At 64.9% G+C, this 25,611-nt stretch carries 19 protein-coding genes and 1 tRNA gene; 4 read left to right on the top strand and 16 right to left on the bottom strand.

Annotated elements, in window-relative coordinates; all coding sequences use genetic code 11:
- Window positions 1-168: 168 nt before the first annotated feature.
- The 7 genes from IFT67_RS00435 to IFT67_RS00405 all read right to left on the bottom strand — a co-directional run bounded on the left by IFT67_RS00435 (window position 169) and on the right by IFT67_RS00405 (window position 9,208).
- Entirely contained in the window at window positions 169-474 is a 306-nt protein-coding gene (locus IFT67_RS00435; protein ID WP_120300145.1) for a UBP-type zinc finger domain-containing protein, read from the bottom strand.
- Window positions 471-2,129, bottom strand: coding sequence for an FAD-dependent oxidoreductase (locus IFT67_RS00430; RefSeq protein WP_192144616.1), 1,659 nt, complete (start codon window positions 2,127-2,129; stop codon window positions 471-473). The genes IFT67_RS00435 and IFT67_RS00430 overlap by 4 nt, the downstream gene beginning before the upstream one ends.
- Window positions 2,126-3,508 carry an FAD-containing oxidoreductase gene (locus tag IFT67_RS00425; protein ID WP_192146284.1) on the bottom strand — a complete coding sequence of 461 codons (1,383 nt, stop codon included), beginning with the start codon at window positions 3,506-3,508 and terminating at the stop codon, window positions 2,126-2,128. The genes IFT67_RS00430 and IFT67_RS00425 overlap by 4 nt, the downstream gene beginning before the upstream one ends.
- Complete coding sequence (locus IFT67_RS00420) at window positions 3,505-3,984, bottom strand: DUF4126 domain-containing protein (RefSeq protein WP_192144615.1); 480 nt, start codon at window positions 3,982-3,984, stop codon at window positions 3,505-3,507. Before IFT67_RS00420 ends, IFT67_RS00425 begins: the two co-directional genes overlap by 4 nt.
- Before the next feature lie 170 nt (window positions 3,985-4,154).
- A complete protein-coding gene (locus IFT67_RS00415; RefSeq protein WP_192144614.1) occupies window positions 4,155-4,673 on the bottom strand; it encodes a RidA family protein in 519 nt (172 codons plus the stop codon).
- A gap of 53 nt (window positions 4,674-4,726) precedes the next feature.
- The gene (locus IFT67_RS00410) at window positions 4,727-7,294 is read right to left on the bottom strand and encodes a TonB-dependent receptor plug domain-containing protein (RefSeq protein ID WP_192144613.1); all 2,568 of its coding nucleotides are present in this window, start codon (window positions 7,292-7,294) and stop codon (window positions 4,727-4,729) included.
- Window positions 7,295-7,555: 261 nt separating this feature from the next.
- The gene (locus IFT67_RS00405) at window positions 7,556-9,208 is read right to left on the bottom strand and encodes a flavin monoamine oxidase family protein (RefSeq protein ID WP_192144612.1); all 1,653 of its coding nucleotides are present in this window, start codon (window positions 9,206-9,208) and stop codon (window positions 7,556-7,558) included.
- 425 nt (window positions 9,209-9,633) lie between these two features.
- On the opposite strand from IFT67_RS00405, the gene htpG reads away from it, so the two are divergent.
- Complete coding sequence (gene htpG / locus IFT67_RS00400; RefSeq protein ID WP_342450520.1) at window positions 9,634-11,556, top strand: molecular chaperone HtpG; 1,923 nt, start codon at window positions 9,634-9,636, stop codon at window positions 11,554-11,556.
- 246 nt (window positions 11,557-11,802) lie between these two features.
- On the opposite strand, the gene IFT67_RS00395 is transcribed toward htpG, so the two are convergent.
- The 3 genes from IFT67_RS00395 to modA are packed head-to-tail and all read right to left on the bottom strand — an operon-like array spanning window position 11,803 to window position 13,843.
- Window positions 11,803-12,402, bottom strand: coding sequence for an ATP-binding cassette domain-containing protein (locus IFT67_RS00395; protein WP_192144610.1), 600 nt, complete (start codon window positions 12,400-12,402; stop codon window positions 11,803-11,805).
- The gene (gene modB / locus IFT67_RS00390) at window positions 12,392-13,081 is read right to left on the bottom strand and encodes a molybdate ABC transporter permease subunit (RefSeq protein WP_107962493.1); all 690 of its coding nucleotides are present in this window, start codon (window positions 13,079-13,081) and stop codon (window positions 12,392-12,394) included. Before modB ends, IFT67_RS00395 begins: the two co-directional genes overlap by 11 nt.
- Window positions 13,082-13,843 carry a molybdate ABC transporter substrate-binding protein gene (gene modA / locus IFT67_RS00385; protein ID WP_107962494.1) on the bottom strand — a complete coding sequence of 254 codons (762 nt, stop codon included), beginning with the start codon at window positions 13,841-13,843 and terminating at the stop codon, window positions 13,082-13,084.
- Between the two features lie 164 nt (window positions 13,844-14,007).
- On the opposite strand from modA, the gene IFT67_RS00380 reads away from it, so the two are divergent.
- A complete protein-coding gene (locus IFT67_RS00380) occupies window positions 14,008-15,249 on the top strand; it encodes an alginate export family protein (protein ID WP_342450519.1) in 1,242 nt (413 codons plus the stop codon).
- Here IFT67_RS00380 and IFT67_RS00375 read toward each other — a convergent pair.
- The 3 genes from IFT67_RS00375 to lepA all read right to left on the bottom strand — a co-directional run bounded on the left by IFT67_RS00375 (window position 15,246) and on the right by lepA (window position 23,583).
- Window positions 15,246-18,614 (bottom strand): polysaccharide deacetylase family protein, encoded by a 3,369-nt coding sequence (locus IFT67_RS00375; RefSeq protein WP_192144608.1) that lies wholly within the window; start codon window positions 18,612-18,614, stop codon window positions 15,246-15,248. The genes IFT67_RS00380 and IFT67_RS00375 overlap by 4 nt on opposite strands.
- 246 nt (window positions 18,615-18,860) lie before the next feature.
- The gene (locus IFT67_RS00370) at window positions 18,861-21,155 is read right to left on the bottom strand and encodes a TonB-dependent receptor (protein ID WP_192146282.1); all 2,295 of its coding nucleotides are present in this window, start codon (window positions 21,153-21,155) and stop codon (window positions 18,861-18,863) included.
- 607 nt (window positions 21,156-21,762) lie between these two features.
- Window positions 21,763-23,583 carry a translation elongation factor 4 gene (gene lepA / locus IFT67_RS00365; RefSeq protein WP_056049136.1) on the bottom strand — a complete coding sequence of 607 codons (1,821 nt, stop codon included), beginning with the start codon at window positions 23,581-23,583 and terminating at the stop codon, window positions 21,763-21,765.
- 108 nt (window positions 23,584-23,691) lie between these two features.
- Here lepA and IFT67_RS00360 point away from each other — a divergent pair.
- Window positions 23,692-23,768, top strand: a tRNA-Pro gene (locus IFT67_RS00360).
- Window positions 23,769-23,869: 101 nt separating this feature from the next.
- Here the strand turns inward: IFT67_RS00360 and IFT67_RS00355 are convergent.
- Window positions 23,870-24,292, bottom strand: coding sequence for a DUF1465 family protein (locus tag IFT67_RS00355; protein WP_446740780.1), 423 nt, complete (start codon window positions 24,290-24,292; stop codon window positions 23,870-23,872).
- A gap of 153 nt (window positions 24,293-24,445) precedes the next feature.
- On the bottom strand, window positions 24,446-24,607 hold the full coding sequence (locus tag IFT67_RS00350) for a YdcH family protein (protein ID WP_192144606.1): 162 nt from the start codon (window positions 24,605-24,607) through the stop codon (window positions 24,446-24,448).
- Between the two features lie 273 nt (window positions 24,608-24,880).
- On the opposite strand from IFT67_RS00350, the gene IFT67_RS00345 reads away from it, so the two are divergent.
- The gene (locus tag IFT67_RS00345) at window positions 24,881-25,036 is read left to right on the top strand and encodes a YdcH family protein (protein ID WP_107962500.1); all 156 of its coding nucleotides are present in this window, start codon (window positions 24,881-24,883) and stop codon (window positions 25,034-25,036) included.
- Window positions 25,037-25,185: 149 nt separating this feature from the next.
- Here IFT67_RS00345 and IFT67_RS20515 read toward each other — a convergent pair whose 3' ends face one another.
- Window positions 25,186-25,485 (bottom strand): PilZ domain-containing protein, encoded by a 300-nt coding sequence (locus tag IFT67_RS20515; protein WP_342450518.1) that lies wholly within the window; start codon window positions 25,483-25,485, stop codon window positions 25,186-25,188.
- Between the last annotated feature and the right edge of the window lie 126 nt (window positions 25,486-25,611).

Below are 25,611 nucleotides of genomic sequence, written 5' to 3'. Positions count from 1 at the left end.
TGGGAAACGTCGGTGATGTAGGTTTGCGCTTTGTCACTCAGGCCATGCCAACTGGGCCCCGACCTTCGCCGGGGTGGTGTACCTGTGGGCAGTTCGTCTTAAACTTTCTTGCGCGCAGGGTAGCTCGTAGAGCCGAATCACACCGCTACGACCACAATCGCCCCGCCCTCAAACATAGCGCGGAATCGGCCCCACCTGCGGCGTCTGGTCCGGCAGGTCCACCATCGTCTCGTCGACGAAGCACCAGCCCCAGCCCTCCGGCGGGTCATAGCCCTCGATGATCGGATGCCGCGTCGCGTGGAAGTGTGCGGTCGCGTGGCGGTGCGGGGAGTCGTCGCAACAGCCGACATGACCGCATTCCCGGCACAGCCGCAGATGCACCCATTCGCTGCCGATCCGGAGGCACTCCTCGCACCCCTTCGCGCTCGGCGTTACGTCCCGGATCGTCTCCATGTGCGTGCAGCCGTAGCTCATTCCGCGTGCCTTTCCGCCATGTCGGCCAAAACCGTGTGGATCTGCGCGACCACCGCCGCGCCTTCGCCAACCGCCGCCGCGACGCGCTTGGTCGATCCGGCGCGCACGTCGCCGATCGCGAACACGCCCGCGCGGCTCGTCTGCAACGGCAACGCAGCGGCGCCGGTGACGATGAACCCCTTCTCGTCCGTATCGACGCAGCCCTTCAGCCAACCCGCATTGGGGTCCGCGCCGATGAACAGGAACAGGTGTCGCATCGCGCACCGCGTCTCCACGCCGTCGCTGCGTTGGCGGAAGATTGCCCCGGTCAGCCCGGTCGCGCGCTCGCCCTCCAGCCCGACGATCTCGGTGCCGACGCGGATCGTCACGTTGGGCAGCGCCGCGATCCGGTCGATCAAATATTTCGACATCGTCGCGGCCAGCGGGCGGCGGACGATCAGGTGCAGATGCTTCACGCGCGGCGCAAGGAACACCACCGCCTGCCCGGCCGAGTTGCCGCCGCCAACCAGCGCGACCTCCTCGCCCTCGCACAACCGCGCCTCGATCGGCGATGCCCAATAGGATACGCCGGCGCCCTCAAACTCCGCCAAGTCCGGGATGTCGGGCCGCCGATACCGCGCGCCAGACGCGACGATTACCGTCCGCGACTGGACGCGCCGATCGCCCGGCAGTTCGAGCGCGAGCGGGTCGCCCGCGGGGCGATCCTCGTCGCAATCGAGATGCTCGACGGTCAACGGGATCGCGATCTCCGCCCCGAACTTGAGCGCCTGGTTGAAGGCACGCCCGGCCAGTGCCTGCCCCGAGATACCGGTCGGAAACCCCAGATAATTCTCGATCCTAGCCGACGCCCCCGCCTGCCCGCCGATCGCACGCTCGTCGAGCACGATCACCGACAGTCCCTCCGACGCCGCATACACCGCCGCCGCTAGCCCCGCCGGCCCTGCACCGACGATCGCGACGTCATACACGGTGTTTGGATCAAGCTCGGGCGTGATCCCGAGGCAGGCCGCGACCTCGATATCCGACGGTCTTTTGAGCACCGTACCGTTGGGACAAACCACGAGCGGCAGATCGCTCGACGCGACGCCGGTCCGCTCGACCAGTGCACGGCTTTCGTCGTCCGATGCCGCATCGAGAACGATGTTCGGATAGCCCGATCGCGTGAGAAACCCCTGTAGCCGGACGACGTCTGGACTGTCCGGCAGGCCGACGATCACCGTCCCCCCGCTGCCCTGCTCGATCAGGCCGACGCGGCGCAGGATCAGCGCGCGCATTACGATTTCGCCGACGTCCGCCGAGCCGACCATGAGCGCGCGCAGATGCGCCGGGTCGAACGGCAGCGCGGTGCAGCCTTCAGGGCCAGCGGTGCCGCCCGCGATCGTCGGCCGTCCGGCAAGCTGGTTGACCTCGCCCGTCAACTGCCCGGCGCCGTGCGTAGTGATCGGCGCCTCGTGACTCAATCCGTCGCGACGGACGACGTCGATCGTTCCTTCGAGCACGAGCCAGGCCGCGACGCCTTGGTCACCGATCGCATAGACCTGCTCGCCCGCGGCAAAGACGCGCGCCGGACCGCTTGCAAAGCGCTTTGCCGTCTGAAGCTGTTCCGCGTTGAGCACCGGGAACATCTGATGATCGCGCGCGCCGAGATCGCTCATGCCTGCACCACCGGTTCGAGCCCGAGCAACAGCGTCGGGATCAATTCGGACACGGTCGGATGGATCGGCACCGCCCAACGCAGCGCGGACACCGGCTGATCGGCGTTCATCATGTCGAGGATACCGTGGATCGCTTCGTCACCACCGGTGCCGAGGATCGCCGCCCCCAAAATACGTTGTGTATCCGCATCCGCCACGATCTTCATGAACCCCTTCGTCTCGCCTTTTTCGACGGCGCGCCCGACGCGGGTCATCGGCCGCTTCGAGATCAGGATCGGCCGCCCCGTCTTCTCCGCCTGCGCCTGCGTCATCCCGACCCGGCCGAGCGGCGGATCGGTATAGAGCGCATAGCCGACCAGCCGCTGGCTCAGCGTCCGGTCGTCATGATCGAGCAGGTTCGCCGCGACGATCTCGAAATCATTGTACGCGGTGTGCGTGAACGCACCGCGCCCGTTGCAATCGCCCAGCGCCCATACGCCCGGCACGTTGGTCTGCAGTATGTCGTCGACGGTGACATAACCCTTCGCATCGGTCTCGATCCCGGCGAGATCGAGCCCGAGGTCGTCGGTATTGGGGCGCCGGCCGACCGCGAGCAGCACGTGGCTGCCGACCACCTCGGGATCGCCCGCGTGGCAATCGACCGATACCGCGACGCCGTCCGCATGGCGCGAGAACGCGATGCAGTTCGCACCGGTTCGCACCGCGATTCCTTCGTCCTCCAATATGCCGCGCACCGCATCGGACACGTCGGCATCCTCGTGCCCGATCAGGCGTTCGCCGCGCTCGACCACGGTCACCGCGGCGCCGAACCTTCGGTACATTTGCGCGAACTCGAGCCCGACATAGCTTCCGCCGACGACGACGAGATGCGCAGGGATCCGTTCCAGCGCGACCATGTCGGTGTTGTCGAGATGCGGCACGTCGTCGACGCCGGCCATGTCCGGCACGCTCGCGCGCCCGCCGACATTCAGGAAGATGCGCGGCGCAGTCATCTCCTCGCCGTCGACGGCGATCGTCCGCGGTCCGGTGAAGCGGGCGTGGCCGCGCAGGAAGGTAAGGCCCGCCATCCCCTCCAGCCAGCGCTCGTTGCCCGATCGCGCATCCATCACGACCTTGTGCGCGCGGGCCGCGACGGCGGGCATGTCGACCGTGACGTCACCGGTGGCGATCCCGAAATCCGCTGAACGTCGTGCGAGGTGCGCGGTATAGGCGCTCGCCACCAGCGTCTTGGTCGGCATGCAGCCGGTGTTGACGCAGGTCCCGCCGACCAGCTTCCGCTCGATCAGCGCGACCGTCATGCCCGCAGCGGTCAGGCGGCCTGCCAGCGGTGGTCCGGCCTGCCCGGCGCCGACGATGATCGCGTCGAAATTCCGCATCAGATCGACAGCACCACCAGCACCGCCAAGAGGATCGCAATCGCATCCTCGATCAGCGCGGCCGGTCGGTCGTTACCGAACGCCGTCGCCAGTCGCGCGCGAAGCGCCGCTCCGCCATAGATCCCGACGACCGCCCCGACGATGCCGAGAACGATCCCCTGCAAGGGCACGCCGATGCCGTATCCGATCGCCGCGCCCGACAGGCCGCCGGTGATAAGGCGCGCGGCGAACTGCGGCGGCACCTTGCGGCTGGGCGTCGAAGGCAGCTGATCGGTGACGAGTTCGGTGGCAGCGAGCAGCGTGAAGATCCACGGCGTGAACCGGTAGCCGAGGAACGCCAGCCACGTCCCCTGCAACGGCAGCGCCCCCTTGCTCGCGGCCCAGGCTACCGCGGCGGGCGCCAGCATCGCGCGCAACCCCGCGACGATACCGATGACGAAGGCTAGGATCAGTCCATTGACGAGCGGGGGGACGAGCATGGCGGTCTCCGATCCGGTGTGTCCAACATCGTCCCACGCACCGCCTCGAGCGTCAATTCGTTACGCACCCGATCTGGCCTTGATCCCGTCGCGAGGCACCTTCAGCCAACCACCCGACAGGACCAAGCACCTGATATCGAAAGCGAACACGAGGTCGCCTTCGCCCGAATTTATTTCGCCGCCGTTGCCTCGATCTCGACCAGGAACGCCGGCCCCGCCAACGCTGCGACCTGAACGGTCGATCGCGCAACGGTGTTAGGATTCTCCGCCGTCCCGAAATACATCTTGAACGCGTCGTTCATGCCGGCAAAGTCCATCTTGCCGCCGAGCTTCGGATCGCCCGCGACGAACACGGTCAGCTTGATGATGTCGCTCATTGCATAGCCCTGCGCGGCCAGGATCGTCTTGATCTTGGTGAAGACGCTGATCGTCTGCGTCTTGGTATCGCCGAAATCGGCGATCGTCAGCTGCGCGGGCGGCGTCTTGTTTGCGGGATCGATCGGAGCCGCCAATTGCCCGCTGAGATACAGCATCTTCGCCTCCGCCGGTACCGTCACGCCCTGAAGGATAAGCCCCGGTGGCGTATTGGAATGACGGACGATGCCGGATTTGGGGGCCTGCGCACCGGCAACCGACGCGCCTGCCAGCGCCGCGAACAGGGCGAGCGATCGAACAAAAGTCTTCGTCATGGATATCCCCTCGTAGAAACCGGGCGCCGGATGTTTCCGGCGCCCGGCAGACATTAGAAACTGACGTTCATGCGCGCATAATAATAGCCGCCGTTGATGCCGTACGGGCTGAACGTCAGCGGTGCATCGAGCTGATTGCCGCCGCCCACCAAGGTCGCGTTGGTCGTACCCGGCACCAAGCCGAGCGTCGGCGACTTCTTGTTGAAGACGTTGTTCGCACCGATCGACAGTTCGAGGTCGTCGGTCGCCTTGAAGTTCAGTTCGACGTCGCCGATGAATGCGGTCCCGATCGTCTGCTTGTAGAAGGTGCCGCCGTCCGGACTGTAGCGGGCAGAGCTCTTGCCGTAGACCGTACCGCGCAGGGTCATCGAGAATTTCTCGATCGAATAGAAGGTCGATCCGATGACCTTCACGCGCGGCGATGCGGTCTCGATATTGGCGCGGGCGCCCTCGTCGAACAACGGCACCGTGGTCGTCTGCCCGAGCACGTTTACCAGCGGCGGTGCCGCCATCACCTTGGTGATCTTGGTCTGGTTGTAGTTGCCCGAAAGAGTCCAGGTCGCCTTGCCATACTCGCCGAAATCGCTCGCATAGCTGGCGACGAGATCGACGCCACGCGTCCGGGTATCCGCGCCGTTCGTGAAGATGTTGATACCGGTCTGAACCACCGTCGGATCAAGGACGTTGCCGTTCGCGCGGATCGCCGCCGTCACCGCGGGGAAGTTGACGTTGACCGGCAAGGTCGCGCCGCCGCCGCCGAACAGCGAGCCCGTCCCGAGAATGCGGTCTTCGATCTTCACTTGATACGCGTCGATCGTGATCGTCAGTCGCGGCACCGGCCGAATGACCGTACCCAGGCTGTAGTTGGTCGACTTTTCGGGCTTCAGATTGTTGAAGCCGATCAGCTTTGCTGCGGCGGAGTTGGCCGGCAGCTGCACGAACGCGGAGGTCGGCGAGACGTTCGTCGCGGAGTAGAACGACTCCGCCAGCGTCGGTGCGCGGAACCCTGTCGAGAAGGTGCCGCGCACCGCGAACGCATCCGAAAAGTCGTAACGGCTGGTACCCTTGTAGATGAACTTGCTGCCGAAATCGGAGTAATGCTCGTACCGGCCGGCGACGTCGACCTTGAGACCCTCGACCGGCATCAGCGCGACATCGACATAGGCCGCCTGGGCATTGCGCCCGTTGACGCCGGCATCCGAATTGCGGAAACCCGGATAGGACTGGCCGCCTTCCTTGTAGGTCGAGGCGGCATCGCCTGCGCCGATCTCGTAGACGTTCTTGCGATATTCGCCACCGAAGGCGAGGTTGATCGGGGCCGCCATGCCGGCCTCGATCTCGTGTGTGAAGTCGGCGTTGGCGGTGAACTCGCTCGACTTGAAGAAGCCGTTGTAGAAGGTGGTCGGCGTAAAGCCGGTATCCGCGTAGAGCGACGCGTTGGCGGAATTGACGGTGTAGATCTCGTTCTTGTCCTGACCGAACGTCGTCGACAGGTCGTAATGGAACCCGCTCACGTCGCCGCGCAGACCGCCGGTGAACGCCATGTCCTCCTCGCGGATCTTCTCGCGCGGGGAAAAGCCGTTGACCGGGCTGTCGCCTTCGGGATCGAAATAGGTCGTCACGCCGCCCACGGTGCGCGAGACGCGGGTCGGCACGCGGACATTCTCGTACGCGCTGGCGACACGCCGCGAAAACGTACCGAAGCTGTAGGCCTCGACTCCGCCGAAATCATAGGCCGAATTATATTGCAGATTGATCAGGCGCGATTGCGCGTCGCCGCTGATCTTGTTGACGTAGGGAAAATCCGACATCCCGGGATAGAGCGTTTGCTGAAGCGGCGTGATCGACGGCGTGGTCGTGCTGCTCAGCAGGTTGCCGTTGATGTCGGTGACGCGGCGATCGAGTCCACCGACCTGCGTGAAATCGTGATAGCGGTAGAAGCCCGTGACGTTGATGAAGCCCTGTTCGCCGAGCTTGGTCGCGAGATGCAACGTGCCCGCATAGGTGCGGCCGCCGGTGTCGTAATTCTCGCCTGCCGTGGCGTAGCCGTCACCGCCTTCCTTGTCGTCCTTGAGGATGATGTTGATGACGCCGGCGATCGCATCCGAGCCGTATTGCGCCGCGGCACCGTCTTCCAGCACCTCGATGCGCTTGATCGCGGAGGGCGAGATCAGGTCGAGATCGGCAGTTGCGGCGCCCTGGTACGGTCCGCCTAGGACGGCGAGGTTCGAGGTCCCGTGTCGTCGTTTGCCGTTGATCAGCACGAGCGTGTGGTTCGGGCTCAGCCCGCGAAGCCGCGCGGACAGCGTGAGATTGGCGGTGTCGCCACCGAACGCCTGCGCGGTGAACGACGGCACGAGCTGTGTCAGGACCTGATTCAAATTGGGCTGGCCGACATGGCTCATCAGGTCGGCATCGAGCACCTTGATCGGTGCCGCGCTCTCGGCGGCGGTTATCCCGGTAGCGCGCGTACCGGTGACGATGATGTCGTCGCCGGGCAGACTGGCCTGCGCGGACGCCTGGCCGGCAGCTTCGATGACTTGTGCATGTGCGGCAACGGTCGACAGGCTTGCAAGCGCCACGATCAGTGCGCCGCGTGAAATGCTGGTAACGGTCTTCATAAGGATTCCCCCCTTATTGATGATCGCCTCCAGCCATCCCCTCATTATCCACCGATGATCTAACGCCATCCTGACATGTATATCCCGTTCGCAAAACGTATGCTTTGCTGAATAGGTTTTCAGGCTGATGTCTTTATCAACTTGAACATGGTCGTTCGTATCGAGGTATTAAACAACCGATTCGGGTACTTCGCTTTCCCGACCGAGGACTATTCTTGAAGATGTAACTTATATGCAACGCCGTCGCACGGAACTCTGCCGTTATGCAGCTCGCTGCGATCTGTTCGACAGGGTTGCAGCCTGTGCCGAGACCCGCCTCGCCAGCGCCATCACCTGTCCTTGCGCAGACTGGATGCCACCCTCCTGCCAGCCCGGCGTCTGGCTGAGCGCGGCGGACGCGAAATAGACGCGGCCGTCGGGCTTTTGCAGCAGGCGGAATTCAGGCGTGTCGATATGCCCCTCCTGCCGGCCGTTCGCGCTACCCGCGTTCCAGTCCGGCCACGGGCCGAGGCTGTACGGAATCTTGTGCCAGTTGACCGCCAACCCGTTGACCAAATCGGCCCCATGCCCCGGATGCAGCCGATCGATCACCCCGCGCGAGAATGCGATCTGTTCGGCGATCGGTCGCTTGGCGAACTCCGCCGCGTTCGGTCCCGACGAATAGCAGCCGAGCAGCATACCACGCTCCGAATGCAACCCGGCCGACGGATACCAGATCAGCGTGGTCGGTCCGCCGACGAACGAGATCCCGCCATAGATCTGCTCGCGTTCCCAGAATCTCGGGCTCTCGAAGGCGACCTTGTTCGAATGATCGTACACCACGCCCGCGATCGTCTTCTTCAGCGCGGGCGAGAAATCGGTATCGATCGTCGCGAGAACCGGGAACGGGATCGTGCAGATGATATAATCCGCCTTCACCGTGTCGACGACGTCGCTCGCCTTGTCGCGGTACACCACGTCGACGCCGTGCGCGGTGTGACGGATGCGAGTTACCTCGGCACCGCGGATCGCCGGCCGGCGCAAATTGCGATCGAACCCTGCATGGATCCGGTCCATCCCGCCGACCGGTTCGAACATCGTCGCCTGCATGTAGAGATTGTCTTCGAACAGCGTCATCGGCAGCCGTTCGTTCGCCAGCAACTGGTCGAGCGGCACCGCGCTGCCCGCCGACGAGAAGGTGACGCCCGCGCCCGGCGCCGCGCCGAAGCCGGATCGTTCGGTACCCGCAAACGTGTAGTCGGTGCCGAGATCGCCGTAAGCCTTCAGGAACGGCATCAGTTTCTGTTTGTCCGCCGCCGTGACCGACTGATCGAGCGCACCCTGGTTGATCGCCTTCGCCAGCAGTTCGGCGATGTGGCCGCGCATGTCGTTGATCGCGGTGCGCATCCGGATCTTGCTGCCGTTCTCGCCCATGACATAGGCGGAGCGGCTCGAATTGACCTCGACCTCCAGCGGTACGTCGAACTTCTTCGCGTAGCCGATCAGGCCCTGGTGAAAGCTCGGAATGCGCGCCGGCCCCGCGTTGAAATAGATCCCGTCGGAGAATTTGGCGGTCTGGGTCTGCTCGCCGATCATCTCGATCTTGTCACCGTCGCGCACCGTCCAGGCGCGCCCGCCGACCCGCTCTCGCGCCTCGAGCAAGGTGACCTGGAACCCCGCCTGCTCGAGCTCGTAGGCCGCGGTCAGCCCGGCGATCCCTGCGCCCAGCACGACGACGTGAACGCCCTTACCCAGCGTCGGTGTGAGCGTCGCGAGCGCTTCGGCGTGCGACGTTCCGATCAATCCGCCCGTCAGCCCCAAGGCCTGCATCGCGCCGAGCGTCGCGCCCAGCCCTCCGATCAGACCAAGTCGTCCCAGTATCGTCCTGCGTGTAATCGCCGTCCCGCTGGTATCCGGTGTATCGCGTAAAATCATCGAGGCCCCCGAAAGCGGCACCCCTCCCCAGGGTTTGCCGAAGATCAGAAACACCGTCGGGCCTAACCCGTCAGTGGCCTCGCAGGATCATCATCCCCCGATCAGCCATGATGGACGACAGACTATGAGCGAAAAAGAACACATCGTTCCTTTCCACGCGACATCTCGACACGTTGCATCTTTTGACTAACCGATTCGGATTGAACATTGCTTCAGGGTGTAACGCAAATGAAATCTTTCTCGATCCATTGCGCGCAGGCCCGGTCGACCGTGCTATCGATCGTTGCCGAATGGCCGACACTTGAATTCAATCGTCCCTCCAGCCAACTCTTGCGTCGACCGTTCCTTCAAGAGACATGCCAGCGCTTATGACCACAGAAACCCCGCCCGCATCCGACGCTCATGCTTTCGACTCATCCGCGCCCGTGACGCCGACTTCCGAGACGCTTGCCGCTGAAACGCCCGCTGCTGAAACGCCGGGTGCCGAGACGCACGCCTTCGAGGCGGACGTTTCGCGGTTGCTGCACATGATGGTGCACTCGGTGTACTCGGATGAGACGGTGTTCCTGCGCGAGTTGATCTCGAACGCCGCCGATGCGTGCGAGAAGCTGCGTTACGAGGCGTTGAGCGCTCCCGAGCTTCTCGGCGACGAAACCCGCACGCAGATCGCGATTACGCTCGATCCCGATGCACGCACGCTGACGATCGAGGACAACGGCATCGGCATGACCGCCGACGACATGGGCGAGGCGCTCGGCACGATCGCGCGCTCTGGCACCAAGGCGTTCATGGACCGCATCGCCGCGGCGAACGGAAGCGATGGTGCGCAGCTGATCGGTCAGTTCGGCGTCGGCTTCTATTCCGCGTTCATGGTCGCATCGAAGGTCGACGTCATCTCGCGTCGCGCAGGCGCAGACTCCGCTTCGATCTGGTCGTCGGACGGCCTCGGCACCTACACGATCGCCGACATCGCCACCGCCGACGCACCCGCCCGCGGCACCCGCGTCGTACTTCACCTGCTGGAGGATGCGACTTCGTACACCGATCGCTTCACGGTCGAGCGCCTGATCAAGGATCAATCGGGTCACGTTCCCGTCCCGATCACGCTCCGCGAAAAGCCCGATGCCGAGCCCGTCGACATCGCCGATGGCGCCGCGCTTTGGACCAAGCCCAAGTCCGAGATCAGTACCGAAGACTATGCCGACTTCTACCGCGGCGTCTCCGGTCAGTTCGACGAGCCCGCGCTGACGCTCCATTACCGCGCGGAAGGGCTGCACGAATATTCGGTGCTCGCCTTCGTGCCCGGCGCCAAGCCGTTCGACCTGTTCGATCCCGATCGCAACGGCCGCATGAAGCTGTACGTCAAGCGCGTCTTCATCACCGACGATGCCGAGGTCCTGCCGCGTTACCTCCGCTTCATGCGGGGGCTGGTGGACTCGTCCGACCTGCCGCTGAACGTCTCGCGCGAGATGATCCAGGAGAGCCCGATGCTCGCCGCGATTCGCAGGGGCGTGACCGGGCGCGTGCTGTCCGAACTCGACAAGCTCGCGACGCGCGATCCTGCGGCCTATGCGAAGATCTGGGACAATTTCGGCGCGGTCTTGAAGGAGGGATTGTACGAGGATTTCGAGCGGCGCGAGGCGCTGCTGAAACTCGCACGGTTCAAGACCACGACGTCGGCCGGCGCATGGCGCTCGGTTGCCGACTATGTCGCGGCGATGAAGGACAACCAGACCGCGATCTATTACGCGGTCGGCACCGATCTCGATCGCCTCGAAGCGTCGCCGCAACTCGAAGGCTTCCGCGCGCGCGGGATCGAAGTGCTGTTGCTGCCGGACTCGGTCGACGGGTTCTGGGTGACGGCAGGCATCGATCACGACGGCAAGCCGTTCAAGTCGGTCACGCAGGGCGCGGCCGATCTCGGGCTGATCCCGTTGGTCGATGGTGCCGAACAGCCCAAGTCCGACGCGGCACCCGAGCTCGCCGACTTCATCGCGTTCGTGAAGGCGACGCTCGCCGATGCCGTGTCCGACGTGCGCGCCTCAGAGCGCCTGACCGACAGCGCGGTGTGCCTCGTCGCGGCGGACAGCGGCATGGATCGCCAGCTCGAGCGCATCCTCGCCATGAGCGGCCAGGCGCCCCCTGCGGCGAAGCCCGTACTGGAGATCAATCCGACCAACCCGCTGGTCGCCAAGCTGGCGGCGCTTGGTGACGCCAATGCGACGTTGCGCGAGGATGCGGCGCATCTGCTGTTCGACGAAGCCCAGATCGCCGACGGCGAACGCCCGGTCGACGCCCGCGCCTTCTCCGCGCGCCTCGCCCGCCTGTTCACGCGCGCGCTGGGATAAGCCACCACGACGGTTCCGCGCGATACACGTCGGTTTGCGGAACCGTGGGCTTGGGATGATCCTGCTCCCAAATAAGGGAGCACGCCCTGTCCTCAGCGAGGGCGCTACGTGCTGCAAAGCGCGAGGACCTGTCGCTTCCGGGATGACGACGATCGGGCCATCGAGCCTCCGATGTCCAGCCGGGGTCCCGATGGGCTCTGAATTCGTCGGAAACTTGTTCTCCCGCAACCCAGGAGCCGAGTATCTTTACATCCGTACGACGCGAGTTCCGATCCGCTCGGCCTCGGCCGGGTCGTGCGTGACCATCAGGATCGGCAAGCGCAGCACGTCGCGGACATGTTCGATCGCGACCATGATTTCTTCGCGCCGCGCTCGATCCAGCGACGACAGTGGCTCGTCGAGCAGCAGGAACCGCGGACGGCTCAGCAGTGCGCGTCCGATCGCGACCCGCTGCGCCTCGCCGCCCGACAGCGTTCGCGGCCAACGGTCGAGCAGATGACCGATGCCGAGAAAGCCCAGTATGTCCTCGAATCGCTCGGCCTCGCCGCGAACCCCGTAGAGGAGGTTCGCACGCACCCGCATATGCGGAAACAATCGTGCTTCCTGAAAGACATAGCCCGCGTTCCTGCGCTCGGGTGGCACGTTCACGCCGTCCCCGAACAGTATCTCCCCATGGACGGCGATGCGCCCGCGATCGGGGCGCATCAGCCCGGCCACCATGTTCAGCACGCTCGATTTGCCGACACCCGACGGACCGAACAAGACCGTCGCGCCTTCCCCGGCCTCTAGCGTCAGCGACACCCGTGTATCGCCGAGCCGCTTCTCGACATCGATTTCAAAGGACATGCAGCCCCCGTCCTGCGCGCCGCGTCAACAGTTCGGAAGCGATCAGAGCAATCAGCGATAACCCCACGGAAACGGCCGATAATCGCCAAACCAGCGCGTCTGCCCCCGGCTGCTGCAACGCCGAGTAGATCGCCAGCGGCAAGGTCTGCGTTTCGCCCGGCACGTTCGAAACGAACGTGATCGTCGCCCCGAACTCGCCGATCGACCGCGCGAACCCGAGAACCGCGCCGGCCAGTACGCCCGGCACGCTCAGCGGCAGGGTCAACGTCCAGAATACGCGCCAAGGCCCCGCCCCGAGCGTCCGCGCGGCGTTCTCCAGCCGTCGGTCGACCGCCTCGATCGAGATCCGCATGGCGCGCACCATCAAGGGCAGCGCCATGACGCCCGCCGCGATCGCCGCGCCGGTCCACCGGAACAATACCGTCACCCCGAACCAGTCCTGAAGCCAGCCGCCGATCGGGCCATTGGGTCCGAACGCGAGCAACAGCAGCCATCCCGTCACGACCGGCGGCACGACCAGGGGTAGATGGATGGCCGCATCGATGACGACCTTACCCGGAAAACGGACGCGCGCGAGCATCCATGCCAGCGCAAACGCGATGGGCAAGGTGACGGCCATCGCCACGCCGCCCACCTTCAGCGACAGCCCGACGATGGCCCATTCCGCAGCGTCGAGCATCTAGCGCGCTGAAAACCCGTATCGAACGAAGATCGCCTTGCCCGCCCGCGATACGAGGAACCGCCGGAACGCCTCCGCTTCGGGGTTGGTCGACGTCTTCAGACGGGCGATCGGATAGGTGATCGCCGGATGCGTGTTCTCGGGAAAAACGCCTGCAATCCGCACCTTGGCAGACGCCTTTGCGTCGGTGGCATAGACGATCCCCAGCGGCGCAGCGCCGCGCTCGACCAGCGCCAGCGTTGCGCGCACATTCTCCGCGCGCACGACCTTGGGTGAGACCTGAGCCCACACGCCGAGCTTCTCCAACGACGCCTGCCCGTATTTCCCCGCTGGCACCGCAGTGTCCGCCATGGCCAGAGGCCCTGCGGTCAGCACGCGTACCAGCGCCGCGGGCGGCCGAACGGGGATACGGACCTTGCTGCCTGCTGGCGCGGCGACCACGAGCCGGTTGCCGAGGAATGTCACGCGCGTCGACGCGACGATCAGGTTCTTCGCCGCGAGTTCGTTCATCCAGTCCTCGTCCGCGGAGACGAACAGGTCGGCGGGGGCGCCGGACTCGACCTGGCGCGCGAGGGCCGAAGATGCTGCGAACGAAATCGTCGGCTTCGCATGCCCCTGCCTGGCCCAGGCATCGGCTGCCGCGGTGAGCGATTCCTGCAACGATGCGGCGGCCAGCACCAGCGGTGCCCGCTGCTGGGCCTGCGCCGCGCCGGAACTGCCGAGCGCCGACAACGCCAAAACCAGCGGCAAAGAATGTTTCACTTTTGTGACTCCTCGAACCCGTAACCACCGCTATAGGGCGCGACGAAGACGTCGCGCTACCGCGAAACGGAGTTACGATCCTGCCCCCGAACTCGTTCCGGTGCGCCGCGTTGGTGCTGGGCGCTCTTGCCTCCCCCGCAATCGCGCAAGAGCAGGGGCTCGACGTGACCGGCAGCGTCCGGGTCCGCGGCGAGGCGCTCGACGGACAACCGCGCATCGGCATTACGAGCGACGACCATGCCGTCTTCATCAGGGTCAGGCTGGGCGCGACCTACACGAGCGGCCCGTTCGCGATCGGTGGCGAGGTGATCGACTCCCGCGCGTATCTCGAGCCCCGGGAATCGACCGTCAGCGCCAGCGAAGTCGACGCACTCGAACCCGTCCAGGCCTGGATCCAGATCGCGCCGACCAAGAACGCCAAGCTCCGCCTGGGCCGGTTCACGATGAACCTCGGTTCCGGACGGCTCATCGTCGATGAGAATTTCCGTAACACGACCAATGGCTTTACGGGCGCAAGGTTCGACTGGAGCAACACGGCCGGCGACGCGCTGACGGCATTCTGGACGATGCCGCAACAGCGCCTGCCCGACGACGATGCCGGGATCCGCGCGGACAGGCTCGTTCGCGACCGAGAACGCACCGCGCTGCAATTCTACGGTGCGATCGCCACCAAGGCCGGTGTATTCGGCGGCGAACTCGAGGGGTATGCGTTTCGCCTTCAGGAACGCGATGCGCCCGACTTCCTGACGCGCAACCGGCGCCTCTGGACGGTCGGCGGACGGCTTGCGAACACGGCTGCTACCGGTCGAACGGACTATGAGTTCGAAGCGGTGTGGCAATCGGGCACCGCCCGGCTCTCGTCCGCTGCCGCCGACACGACGGACCGGCGCGTCTCGGCGGTCTTCGTACACGGCGGGCTCGGCTACACACTGCCTGGCGGTTGGAAACCGCGACTGCGGTTCGCCGCCGATTACGCCAGCGGCAACGGCCGAGGCGACGACCATATCGGCCGGTTCGACACGCTCTACGGCGCACGCAGTTTCGAATTCGCGCCCAGCGGATTGTACGGCGAGGTCGCGCGTGCAAACCTGATCAGCGTCGAGACACGACTGGAGTTTGTCCCGACCAAGCGGACCGATGCCTATTTCGCGGTCCGTCCGCTCTGGCTCGCCGACGCGACCGACAGCTTCGGCCAGACCGGCGTGCGCGATCCCAGCGGCGCATCGGGTCGCACGGCGGGGACGCAGTTCGAAACCCGTGTACGCTGGTGGGCGGTTCCGGAACGCATCCGCATGGCCGCGGGCGGCGTCTATCTCGCCAAGGGCCGCTTCCTCCGCGTCGCGCCCAACGCACCCACGACCGGAGACACGCGCTACGCTTATGCGGAAGTGACCTACAGCTTCTAGTTCGCCGTCACCCGCCCGGTCCGCGCCAGCTTGCCCCAGCCGACCAAAGGCCCACGCAGCGCCTGCGCGATCGCCTTCAGCACGACGTAATACATGACCTGCCGATAGCCGATCCGCTGCGGGATCAGCAGCCAGAGCAATCGCCAGCGTTCCTTGCGCTCCAGCGCGAACGCGATCGTCGCGGCGAGAAGGTCGATCGCGGTGAAGATCAGCCAATAGGCGAGCATCGTATACACGTCGTGGCTGGTCTGCTCCCAGCCATGCGCCTGCACCGAGAGATAGGTCGAAGCGAAGCTGATCAGCAGCGCGAGATCGATGATCGGCGAGATCGACGCGAGGATGATCTGGAACACGATCGCCTGCGGCAACCCGACCCAGCCAAGCCCGCGCGGCTGCGACCGGCCGATCGCCGAGCGGTGCTTGTACAGGCATTGCAACGTCCCGAACGCCCAGCGGAACCGCTGTTTGGCGAGCGCGCGCATCGTCTCGGGCGCCTCGGTCCAGGCGATCGCGAACTGGTCGTACTGGACGGTCCACCCATGCCGTTGGATCGCGATCGTCAGGTCCTGGTCCTCGGCGAGCGTGTCGTCGGGATAGCCGCCGACGCTGCGGATCGCCTCCAGCCGCCACGCACCGACCGCCCCCGGCACGACGGTCATCGCGTTCAGTCGGGCAAGCGCGCGACGTTCGAGATTTTGCGCGGTGATGTATTCGAGCGCCTGCCATTTGGTGATCAAGTTGACGCGGTTGCCGACCTTCGCATTGCCCGCGACCGCCCCGAGCTTCGGATCGACGAACCACCGTGCAAGACGGGCGATCGTCATCGGTTCGAACTGCGTATCGGCGTCGAGCGCGATCACGATCTCGCCACGCGCCAGCTCGAGCCCGCGGTTGAGCGCGCGCGCCTTGCCGCCATTCTCCAGCGTCAACAGGCGAACGCGGTCGTCGCCGGCGAACGCCTCGGCGACGACGCGGCTAGTGCCGTCGCTCGATCCGTCGTCGATCACGATGACCTCGATCGCGACGTCGTTCGACGCCAGCACGCCCTCCACAGCGCGGACGATCACGCGCTCCTCGTTGAACGCGGGGATCATCACGGTGACGAAGCGCGACGGGTCGATCGCCGGGAACACCGTCTTCAGCTCGCGCCGTGCCTGGATCAGTGCAAGCGCCGACAGGGCCAGCGCGCGGATGATGCCGATCGTGATCGCGATCCCGAAGATCCAGCGGAGCGCGACGACGATGCCGCCCAGCGTGCTGAACAGCGCGAGATCGGCGACCGCGGCGACGCGGTCGCTCGACGAGATTACCGGCATCGACTGGTTTCGCGACAGCCCGGCAAGCGTCGAGACGGGGACGAAACTGTAGCCCTCCGCGCGCAGCCGCTCGATGATGACCGGGAGTGCGGCGACCGTTTGAGCACGGTTGCCGCCCGCGTCGTGGAGCAGGATGACGTTGCCGCTGCGCTCGGGGTTGCCTGCCTCGACGCCGGCGATGGTGCGGTCGATGATCGCCTGTACACCCGGCCGTTTCCAGTCATCCGGATCGACGTGGAGGCCGACCGAGATATAGCCGCGCTGCTGCGCTTCGAGCGCCGGCAGGATCTCGTCCGCGGTGCTCGGCTCGGCATCGCCAAAATAGGGCGCGCGGAACAGCCGAAGCGAGCGCCCGGTGAACGCCTGGAATAGCCGCTGCGTGGTGTTGAGCTCGTACTTCACCTGCCGCGTCGACACGTTGGCGAGGTTCGGGTGCGTGTAGGTGTGGCTGCCGATCTCATGGCCTTCGTCGACCATCCGCTGGAGCAGGGGCCGCTCGGTCAGCGCGTTCTCGCCGATCACGAAGAATGTCGCCGGTGCATGCTCGCGCTTGAGGATGTCGAGGATCTGCGGCGTCCATTCGGGATCGGGACCGTCGTCGAACGTGAGCGCGAGCTGCTTCGGGCGATAGCCGGTCCGTGCCACGACATAGGGCGACGGCATCCGTTTGAAGACGACGTCGGCGATCGTGCCGTCCTTGGCAGGTACCGCGTTGCGAATGCCAGTGACGGGCTCGGCGGCGATCTTCAGGATCTCGCCGCTGCCCTCGATATCGACGTTGGTACCGGCCGGCATCGCGTCGATCGCGGCTGGCGGGGGCAGCTTGCGGTGGTTGCGGCCCCAGATCGACCAGAGGCCCGGATCCTCGGAGCCGAGACGCCACAGCGCGACGCTGCCGAGACCCGCCTTTTGCAGGAACGCGATCTGGTTGTAGGCCGATGCCGCGTCGAGCAGCCAGACCTGATGCTGCGTACCGCCTTCCGAATAGGCGAAGCTGCTGTTGCCGCTGGTCTTGTCGAAGGTCGGGACGGTGCCCGAGTCGGCCGCCGCCTGCCACGCTTCCTCGACGTCGAGCGCATCGCCGTTGCCGCTGTCCGCGCCCGCGTGCCAGTCATAGGCATAGGAGCCGATCGCGACGACCAGCTTCGACGGAGGAATGCCGCGCGCCGCGTCGGCGACCATGTGCGCGAACCAGCGCTGTGACGCGATCGGCCCCGCCGCGCCGCTGGTCTCGTGCTCGTCATATGCCATCAGGAAGATCTTGTCGGTCACCTTGGCATAGGTGGGCAGGTCCCAGTCGGGGTTGGCGACCGGTGCCGCGATCGCGACGACCCAGCCGCGGGACGCGAACCGCGCGCGCGTTTCTGCGAGGAAGGCGCGATAATTCGGTTGCGCCGATGCGGGCAGGTCCTCGAAATCGTAGAACACGCCGCCGGCATGGTTCGCGCCGAGGAACGGGACGAGCTTGTCGAGGAAAGCCGCGCGGGCCTTCGGATCGGCGAACAGAGCTGCGCTGCCCGCGCCATCCCAATTCCCCTCGACCGCGTTCTGCACCATCGGCAGGATCACCGGGCGATGCACCGCCTTGTTGAGGATGTCGCGCCCGGCCTGGTCGCGGAACACGGTGATGTGATGATCCTTGCCGGTGATCGAGACCCAGCCGGGGATCAGCCAGTCGAGTTGTTCGACGTGCCGCGCGAGGCTGGCCGTGCTCGCGTCGTCCCACGGCGCGTGGAAGGCGATCGCGAGCGGTGGACTGGCGCCATTGCCGACACCGGGCTTGGCTGCGCTCGTCCCGAACAGCTGCTTGGCGTAGTAATCGAGGTCGCGCCGGGTCTCGCGAAGGATGCCGCCACGCGGCGCCGGCAGCTTGTGGAGCGCAGGGTGCTCGGGCTCGATCGGCAGCAGCGGCGCGGTCGGCACCGCGCCGATCGAGACGGCGAACACCGCGATCGACAACAGCAGCAACGCGATGAACGCGGCAACGCCAAAGGTGAACCGCCGACGCCGGCGTCCGCTTGCATCATAGAATACGGGATTGAGCGACATGAGGAGGGTATCAACCGGCGGAAGGAAAACGGCAAATTGCTATTTCACGTCGCTACAGCGCGTTACCGGGGGACGCTGCTGAAAAATGCGTCACGCGTGGTTTAGGGATGCACCCGTCGTTCTTTCCGCATCCCCTCCCGCATGCGGGAGGGGACCGAGGGGTGGGCGCCCGGCCCGGACGCACGCTGCGCTTGGCGATAGCGCGAGCCCACCCCTAACCCCTCCCGCCTGCGGGAGGGGAAGAAATCAACGGAACTTGCCGCTGAGCGATACACCGATGATCCGCGGTTCGTTGAACACCGCCGCCATGTAGTTCTCGATCACACCCTTGAGGTTCTTCTCGCCGGTGATGTTGCGGGCGAATACCGCCAGCTCATAGGCATCGTCCGGCGCCGCGTAACCGATCTTCAGGCCGCCTTCGAAGTTGCCGTTCGCGGTGAACTCCTTGGTCTTGTACAGCACGAACTGCGTATAGCCTTGGATGTTGAAGTCGCCCGCGATGAACGCGCGACCGCCATTGCCGAGCGGCTGGTCGTAGCGCGCGGTGAGGTCGACGTTATACTCCGGTGCGTTCGGCAGCGGCTCGCCGTCGATCTTGACCAGATACGTCGTCCCGAACGCGCCGGGCACTGCGCGGGGCACGCGCGACGGCGTGCAGACCACGACGTTGTTGAGCGCGCAGACCTGCACCTCGGTCGTCTTGTCGCGGATCGCGCTGTGCAGCAGGCTCAGGCCTGCACCCAGGGTAAGGTTCGGGACCGGCTTCCAGTTCGCCTCGGCTTCCATGCCGTACGCCTCGGCCTTGTTGCCGTTGAACAGGATGCCGTTGCCGTTGAGATCGTTGCCGTTGAGCTGGATGTCGTTGACGCGGTAGCCGAACACCGTCGCGTTGAGGCTCAGCGTGTTGTCGAGCAGACGCGTCTTGATCCCCGTCTCCCACGACAGGATCGTCTCCGAGTTCGCCGTCGAGAAGTCGGAGTTGAACACCGCCGAACGCCCCTGGATCGTCGGTCCGCGGAAGCCTTGGGCGATGCGCGAATACAGGCTGACGTCGGGGTTCGCCTGATACAGGATGCTCGCATCCCAGCTCGGCTTGGTCGACTTCAGCGTGACGTCGCGACGACCGCGATACGTTACGGCACCATTGGCTTGGTCCGCCGTCTTCAGCAGTTCGGTACGCTTCTTATCCTCGGTGATCCGGCCGCCAAGCGTCACGGTCAGCTTGTCCATCAGCTCATAGCTGACCTGGCCGAAGCCCGCCCATGAGGTGTTCACATCATGCAGCCGCACCCAGTTGTTCGGGTTGCGCGCCGTGCCCGTGAGGAAAAACGCGCGCTGGTAGAAATCGGTGATGTCACGATTGTCGAAATACAAGCCACCGATCTGCCAGTTGAACCGCCCACCGGGGGTGCCCGCGACGCGCAGTTCTTGCGACCACTGATCGAGATCACGGATCTGGCCCTGCGACTGACCAAAGCCGTTGGCGACACCGCGGACTGGGAAGTTCGCAGCAGCCCCGCCGTCGGTGTCGCCGCGGCTGAACCCGGACGTGGTCTCGTACGCGGTGATCGAGGTCAGCGTGGCCGGACCGAAGTCGTAGGACGCGCGCGCCGAGCCGCCATAGGTGTTGTAGCTCTGCGGGTTGTCGTTCCCCTCGTCGAGCGACACGGTGTTGCGCGGCTCGGCCGACACGTCGTTCGAACCCTTCTTCAGCGCGCCGCGGTGGAACAGCGTCGAGGTACCGTCATACCAGCGGGCATGGCCCGACAGGTCGAGCGTAAAGCGCTCGCCCGGCGTCAGCGCGAGCTGCACGCGGACGTTGCGATCGTCGAAGCCGCCCATCGCGTCCTTGCGCGGCGTCGCGGTATTGTCGGCACTGACGCCGGCAAAGGCGTTATCGACGTAGTTCTCGCGGTGCTGGATCAGCGTCGACAAGCGGATCGACAACAGGTCCTTGATCAGCGGACCGCCGACACCGGCGTCCAGGCTGACGCTGTTGTACGAGCCGACCGAGACCGAGGCGCGGCTCTCGAAATCGTTGGTCGGTTTGTTGGTGTCGAACTTGATGATGCCGGCGGTGGTGTTGCGCCCGAACAGCGAGCCTTGCGGACCGCGCAGCACTTCGACTTGGCGGACGTCGAACACCGGGTTCGACTTCAGCACGACATGCTCGAGGATCACGTCGTCTTGGATGATCGTGACCGGCTGCGACGCGCCAAGGTAGAAATCGATGTTGCCGAGGCCGCGGATGTAGAAACGCGGGAAGATGCGGCCAGTGGTCGATTCGACGTACAGGCCGGGGACGCGGCCCGACAATGCGAGCAGCGTGTCGTCGCCGCCTGCGGTGTAGGCGCGCAGTGCATCGCCCGACGCGACGCCGACCGACAGCGGCACCTTCTGGAGGTTTTCCGAACGACGCTCCGCGGTGACGACGATATCGCCGAGACCTTCCGCCGGAGCAGCCTGCTCCTGGACGGGCGCTGCGTCTTGCGCGAGCGCCGCCGACCCGATCAGCACCGAACCACACGCGACGCCGAGCATCAGCGCCGACTTAACGACCGAAATCTTCACGATGATATTCCCCAATCGTGCGGCGCCGTCCCTGACGACCGGCCGCACATCCCAATACGCAACGCCGCTACGCGCCATCGACCGCCCTCCCCGGACGGCACGACGACGCCTCGCGACGCTCACTCCCCGATCGGGCGGTTAGGCCGGGATTGTGTTAGGATGATGACAGTTGGTTGCAGCGTTTTGGGGCTGGCGCCGGTTTGCAACACGATGCGATATTTTTGCCGATGGCGACGGAGCGAAACCCTTCTCCGTCATGCCAGCGAAAGCTGGTATCTCCCGGTTCGAGCCGGACGCGCACCCCGGGGATACCCCAGCGTTCGCTGGGGTGACGGCGATTGGCGATTGTCTATCCAGCGGAAGCAAAAGCATGTTTCCCCGCGAAGGCGGGGACCCAGACTGGGCTCCCGCCTTCGCGGGAGAACACGGAAGAGCGGATTGTCGTTCGAACGCTCTCATAGTCGTGCCGCGGCAAAGCCGCGTAGTCGGAGGACACGACCAAGGTCGAGCTCGACCGGTCGCCGTCCGGCTTGGCACTATCATCGGCCAAGCGCCTACGGCGCTTAGCCTCACGCGCCTACGCGTCGTCGCCCATTCTCAGCGCCGCGATGAACGCCTCCTGCGGGATGCTGACCGAGCCATACTCGCGCATCTTCAGCTTGCCCTTCTTCTGCTTTTCCAGAAGTTTCTTCTTGCGGCTCGCATCGCCGCCATAGCATTTCGCGGTCACGTCCTTGCGCATCGCGCTGATCGTCTCGCGCGCAATGACCTTGCCGCCGATCGCCGCCTGGATCGGGATCTTGAACAGATGGCGCGGGATCAGCTCCTTCAAGCGCTCGACCATGCCACGGCCGCGCACTTCGGCGGTGCCGCGGTGGACGATCATGCTCAGCGCGTCGACCGGCTCCTCGTTGACGAGGATGCCCATCTTGACGAGATCGCCCTCGCGGTAGCCGATCTGGTGATAGTCGAAGCTCGCATAGCCCTTCGACATCGACTTCAGCCGATCGTAGAAATCGAACACGACTTCGTTCAGCGGCAGTTCGTAGGTCGCCTGCGCGCGGCCGCCGACATAGGTGAGGTTCTTCTGGATGCCGCGGCGATCCTGGCAGAGCTTGAGGACGCTGCCGAGATACTCGTCGGGGACGTAGATCGTCGCCTCAATCCACGGTTCGCTGATCGTCGCGATCTTGTTCGGCTCGGGCATGTCGGCGGGATTATGCAGCTCGATATGCGTCGTGCCGGACGGATCGGGGTGGGTCAGCTCGATCTCATATACGACGGACGGCGCGGTGGTGATCAGGTCCAGATCATATTCGCGCGTCAGCCGCTCCTGAATGATCTCCAAATGCAGCAGCCCGAGGAACCCGCAACGGAAGCCGAAGCCCAGCGCCGCCGACGTCTCCATCTCGAACGAGAAGCTCGCATCGTTCAGCCGCAGCTTCGAGATGCTCTCGCGCAGCTTCTCGAACTCGGCGGCATCGACCGGGAACATCCCGCAGAACACGACCGGCTGGACTTCCTTGAAGCCCGCGAGCGCTTCGAGCGCAGGCCGCTTCGCGTCGGTGATCGTGTCGCCGACGCGCGTCTGCGCGACCTCTTTGATCTGTGCCGTGATGAAGCCCATCTCGCCCGTGCCGAGCTCGGTGAGCTGCTCGATCTTCGGACGGAAACAGCCGACCCGGTCGACCAGATGCATCGTGCCGGTCTGCATGAACTTGATCTGCTGGCCCTTTTTCAGGACACCGTCGATCACGCGGACCAGGATGACGACGCCGAGATACGGATCGTACCAGCTGTCGACGAGCATCGCCTTGAGCGGCGCCTCCGGGTCGCCGCTGGGCGGCGGGATCTTGGTGACGATCGCCTCGAGGATCTCGACGATGCCGATCCCTGACTTCGCCGACGCGAGCACCGCCTCGGATGCATCGATGCCGATCACGTCCTCGATTTCCTTGCGCACCTTCTCGGGCTCGGCGGCGGGAAGGTCGATCTTGTTGATCACCGGCACGATCTCGTGGTCATGCTCGATCGACTGGTAGACGTTGGCGAGCGTCTGCGCCTCGACGCCCTGCGCGGCATCGACCACCAGCAGCGCGCCTTCGCACGCGGCGAGGCTGCGGCTTACCTCATAGGCGAAGTCGACATGCCCCGGCGTGTCCATCAGGTTGAGGACGTAATCGAGACCGTCCTTCGCGTGATACGCAAGGCGCACGGTCTGCGCCTTGATCGTGATCCCGCGCTCCTTCTCGATGTCCATGTTGTCGAGCACCTGCTCGGACATTTCGCGCGCGGTGAGGCCGCCAGTCTCCTGGATCAGCCGGTCGGCGAGCGTCGACTTGCCATGGTCGATATGGGCGATGATGGAAAAATTGCGGATGCGGTCGAGCGGAGTCATGGCGCGCTCCTAGCAGCGACGCCGCGCGGGGGATAGATCGCCGACACACTCGATAATTGTCTTGAACGTTCGAGATGGCGCGGCTAGGGCGCTCACCGGCAATGTTGTCGGGGCGTGGCGCAGTCTGGTAGCGCACTGGTCTCGGGGTCCAGGGGTCGTAGGTTCGAATCCTATCGCCCCGACCATTGCCGATTTCACGGTACTTACTGTGTTTTCCCCGAATTCGAGATGCGAGGCGATCGGCTCCCCGATCGCAGCTTCGCCTGGCAGCGCGATTACGCGTCGGCTAGAATGCGCCGGCAATCCGCCTCTGCAGCGATAGAGCCGGGCTGGCGATCGTCTCCGGCATGCCCTGCGCAGTATCCAGTAACGCTACTCGGCGATGGAGGTCGGCGCTCGACTCGATCAGTCCGCGCGCGCCCCCCGGCAGCAGATCAAGCAGGATGTCGTCGGTGACCGGTGCGTCGCCCAGTCGCCGCATCGGATCGAGCGCGTCGGATGCGCGAAGCTCGCCGCTCTGGACCGCACGCTGGGTGAGCAACCATGCGATGATGTGCATCAGCCGGGTCGTCACCTTCAATGATTCGCAGCTGAAACTCACGCGGATCAATGGATCGAGTGCCTCGCGCTCCATCCTCCCCACCTCGTCGAAATACGCGCGAGCCTCGTCGGCCAGCAACATCGCCTCGCTGTAAAGCGTGTCGGTCAAGCGGCGCTGCATCCGCAATTCGTGTCCGGCCTGGGTCATCGATCGACCAGATGCCATACCGCCTTATGCTCGCCCAGTAGGGTAAACACGCTGGTAACCACGATCTGTCCCGAAACGGGCAAATCGATCGAATTTCGTGCTAATCCAGCGAGTTCAGGCGATGATGTCCGGGATCAGTAGGTCCTCCAGCGACGCGATCTCGTCACGCAGACGAAGTTTGCGCTTCTTGAGGCGAGCCATCAGCAACTGGTCATGCGTCGGTACCATCGCGAGCGCGGCGATCGCGTCATCAAGATCGCGATGCTCGATCCGCATCCCGTCGAGTCGAACTCTGGTTTGTGCGTCTTCCACTCGTCCCCCGGTTCAAGCCGCCGTATTCGGCGTCCTTAGCAAATGCGGCGCGGTGCGCGAGCAAGAAACCGACACACGAACCTGCCAAGGGCCGGTCCGCGTGCGTCCGGCGGGAACACCATCGGTCCGTCGCGCCAAATCGCTCATTCAATCGATTTGGTCGGTTTCCGATGAAGACATTTTCGTGACGGAGTGGTTTACTCAGTCCCCCAACCCGAATGCAGGAGGTATCCCACCGTGCAGACGACGCATCAGACAGCTCTGGAAACCAAGCACGCCGTGCTCGATCGGCGGATCGCCGACGAGACTCACCGGCCCATGCCCGATGCGACCATTCTCGCCGGGCTGAAGAAACAGAAGCTGCGACTGAAAGAAGAGATCGTCAGCCTGTAACGACGGCGTACCGCTCCCCGGATCCAGTCCGGGGGGCCACTGCCTGTCGGTGGCAGCCCTACCCACTTCGCCCTGCCCCGATGTATTCCAGCGCTCCGCCTTCGCTCCGAGCGAGGCGATACGATGCGACAGTTCAGAAAATTACCGGTCTAAGCGCCACTTACCGGTTTGCGCGCCAGTTTCGGATCGATCGGCGAATCGAGCGCGATGCCGATCCTGCCCGCGGTGCACCAGGCTACTTTGCCCGTCACATCACCGATACCGCGCAGTTCGAGGGCCACCGGCGTGCCGACCTCGGCCACCTTTGCCAGTTCGACCATGAGCCCGCCCTCGGACAGGTTCCTCACCCGCACCTCGCGAAGCCGCGTTTCGCTACCCAGGCGCATGAGCGCGGTAAGGAACAGGCTGTCGCGCGTTCCCGCCCGCTTGCTCGGCGCGTCTTCGGTCACTGTACCGCCCCGTCCGATTGCATCGAAACTGATCGTCGCATGATTGGCGCCTATCCACGACCCTGAAGCGCAGCCCTTCGCTGCACCACGTTGGCCGTTCGTCCGGTCCATAGCCTGGAAAGCCGG

Origin of the sequence: Sphingomonas sp. CFBP 13728 (assembly GCF_014841895.1) — a bacterium.
Lineage (GTDB): Bacteria > Pseudomonadota > Alphaproteobacteria > Sphingomonadales > Sphingomonadaceae > Sphingomonas.
Note: the sequence above shows the minus strand (reverse complement) of the source record. Positions and strands in the feature narration are given on the sequence as shown.

Coding starts and splice junctions, on each gene's coding strand:
- IFT67_RS00435 (WP_120300145.1), bottom strand. CDS start 474: ATGAGCTACGGCTGCACGCACATGGAGACGATCCGGGACGTAACGCCG.
- IFT67_RS00430 (WP_192144616.1), bottom strand. CDS start 2,129: ATGAGCGATCTCGGCGCGCGCGATCATCAGATGTTCCCGGTGCTCAAC.
- IFT67_RS00420 (WP_192144615.1), bottom strand. CDS start 3,984: ATGCTCGTCCCCCCGCTCGTCAATGGACTGATCCTAGCCTTCGTCATC.
- IFT67_RS00415 (WP_192144614.1), bottom strand. CDS start 4,673: ATGACGAAGACTTTTGTTCGATCGCTCGCCCTGTTCGCGGCGCTGGCA.
- IFT67_RS00410 (WP_192144613.1), bottom strand. CDS start 7,294: ATGAAGACCGTTACCAGCATTTCACGCGGCGCACTGATCGTGGCGCTT.
- IFT67_RS00405 (WP_192144612.1), bottom strand. CDS start 9,208: ATGATTTTACGCGATACACCGGATACCAGCGGGACGGCGATTACACGC.
- IFT67_RS00395 (WP_192144610.1), bottom strand. CDS start 12,402: ATGTCCTTTGAAATCGATGTCGAGAAGCGGCTCGGCGATACACGGGTG.
- modB (WP_107962493.1), bottom strand. CDS start 13,081: ATGCTCGACGCTGCGGAATGGGCCATCGTCGGGCTGTCGCTGAAGGTG.
- IFT67_RS00375 (WP_192144608.1), bottom strand. CDS start 18,614: ATGTCGCTCAATCCCGTATTCTATGATGCAAGCGGACGCCGGCGTCGG.
- IFT67_RS00370 (WP_192146282.1), bottom strand. CDS start 21,155: ATGCTCGGCGTCGCGTGTGGTTCGGTGCTGATCGGGTCGGCGGCGCTC.
- lepA (WP_056049136.1), bottom strand. CDS start 23,583: ATGACTCCGCTCGACCGCATCCGCAATTTTTCCATCATCGCCCATATC.
- IFT67_RS00350 (WP_192144606.1), bottom strand. CDS start 24,607: ATGCGGATCGAGCATCGCGATCTTGATGACGCGATCGCCGCGCTCGCG.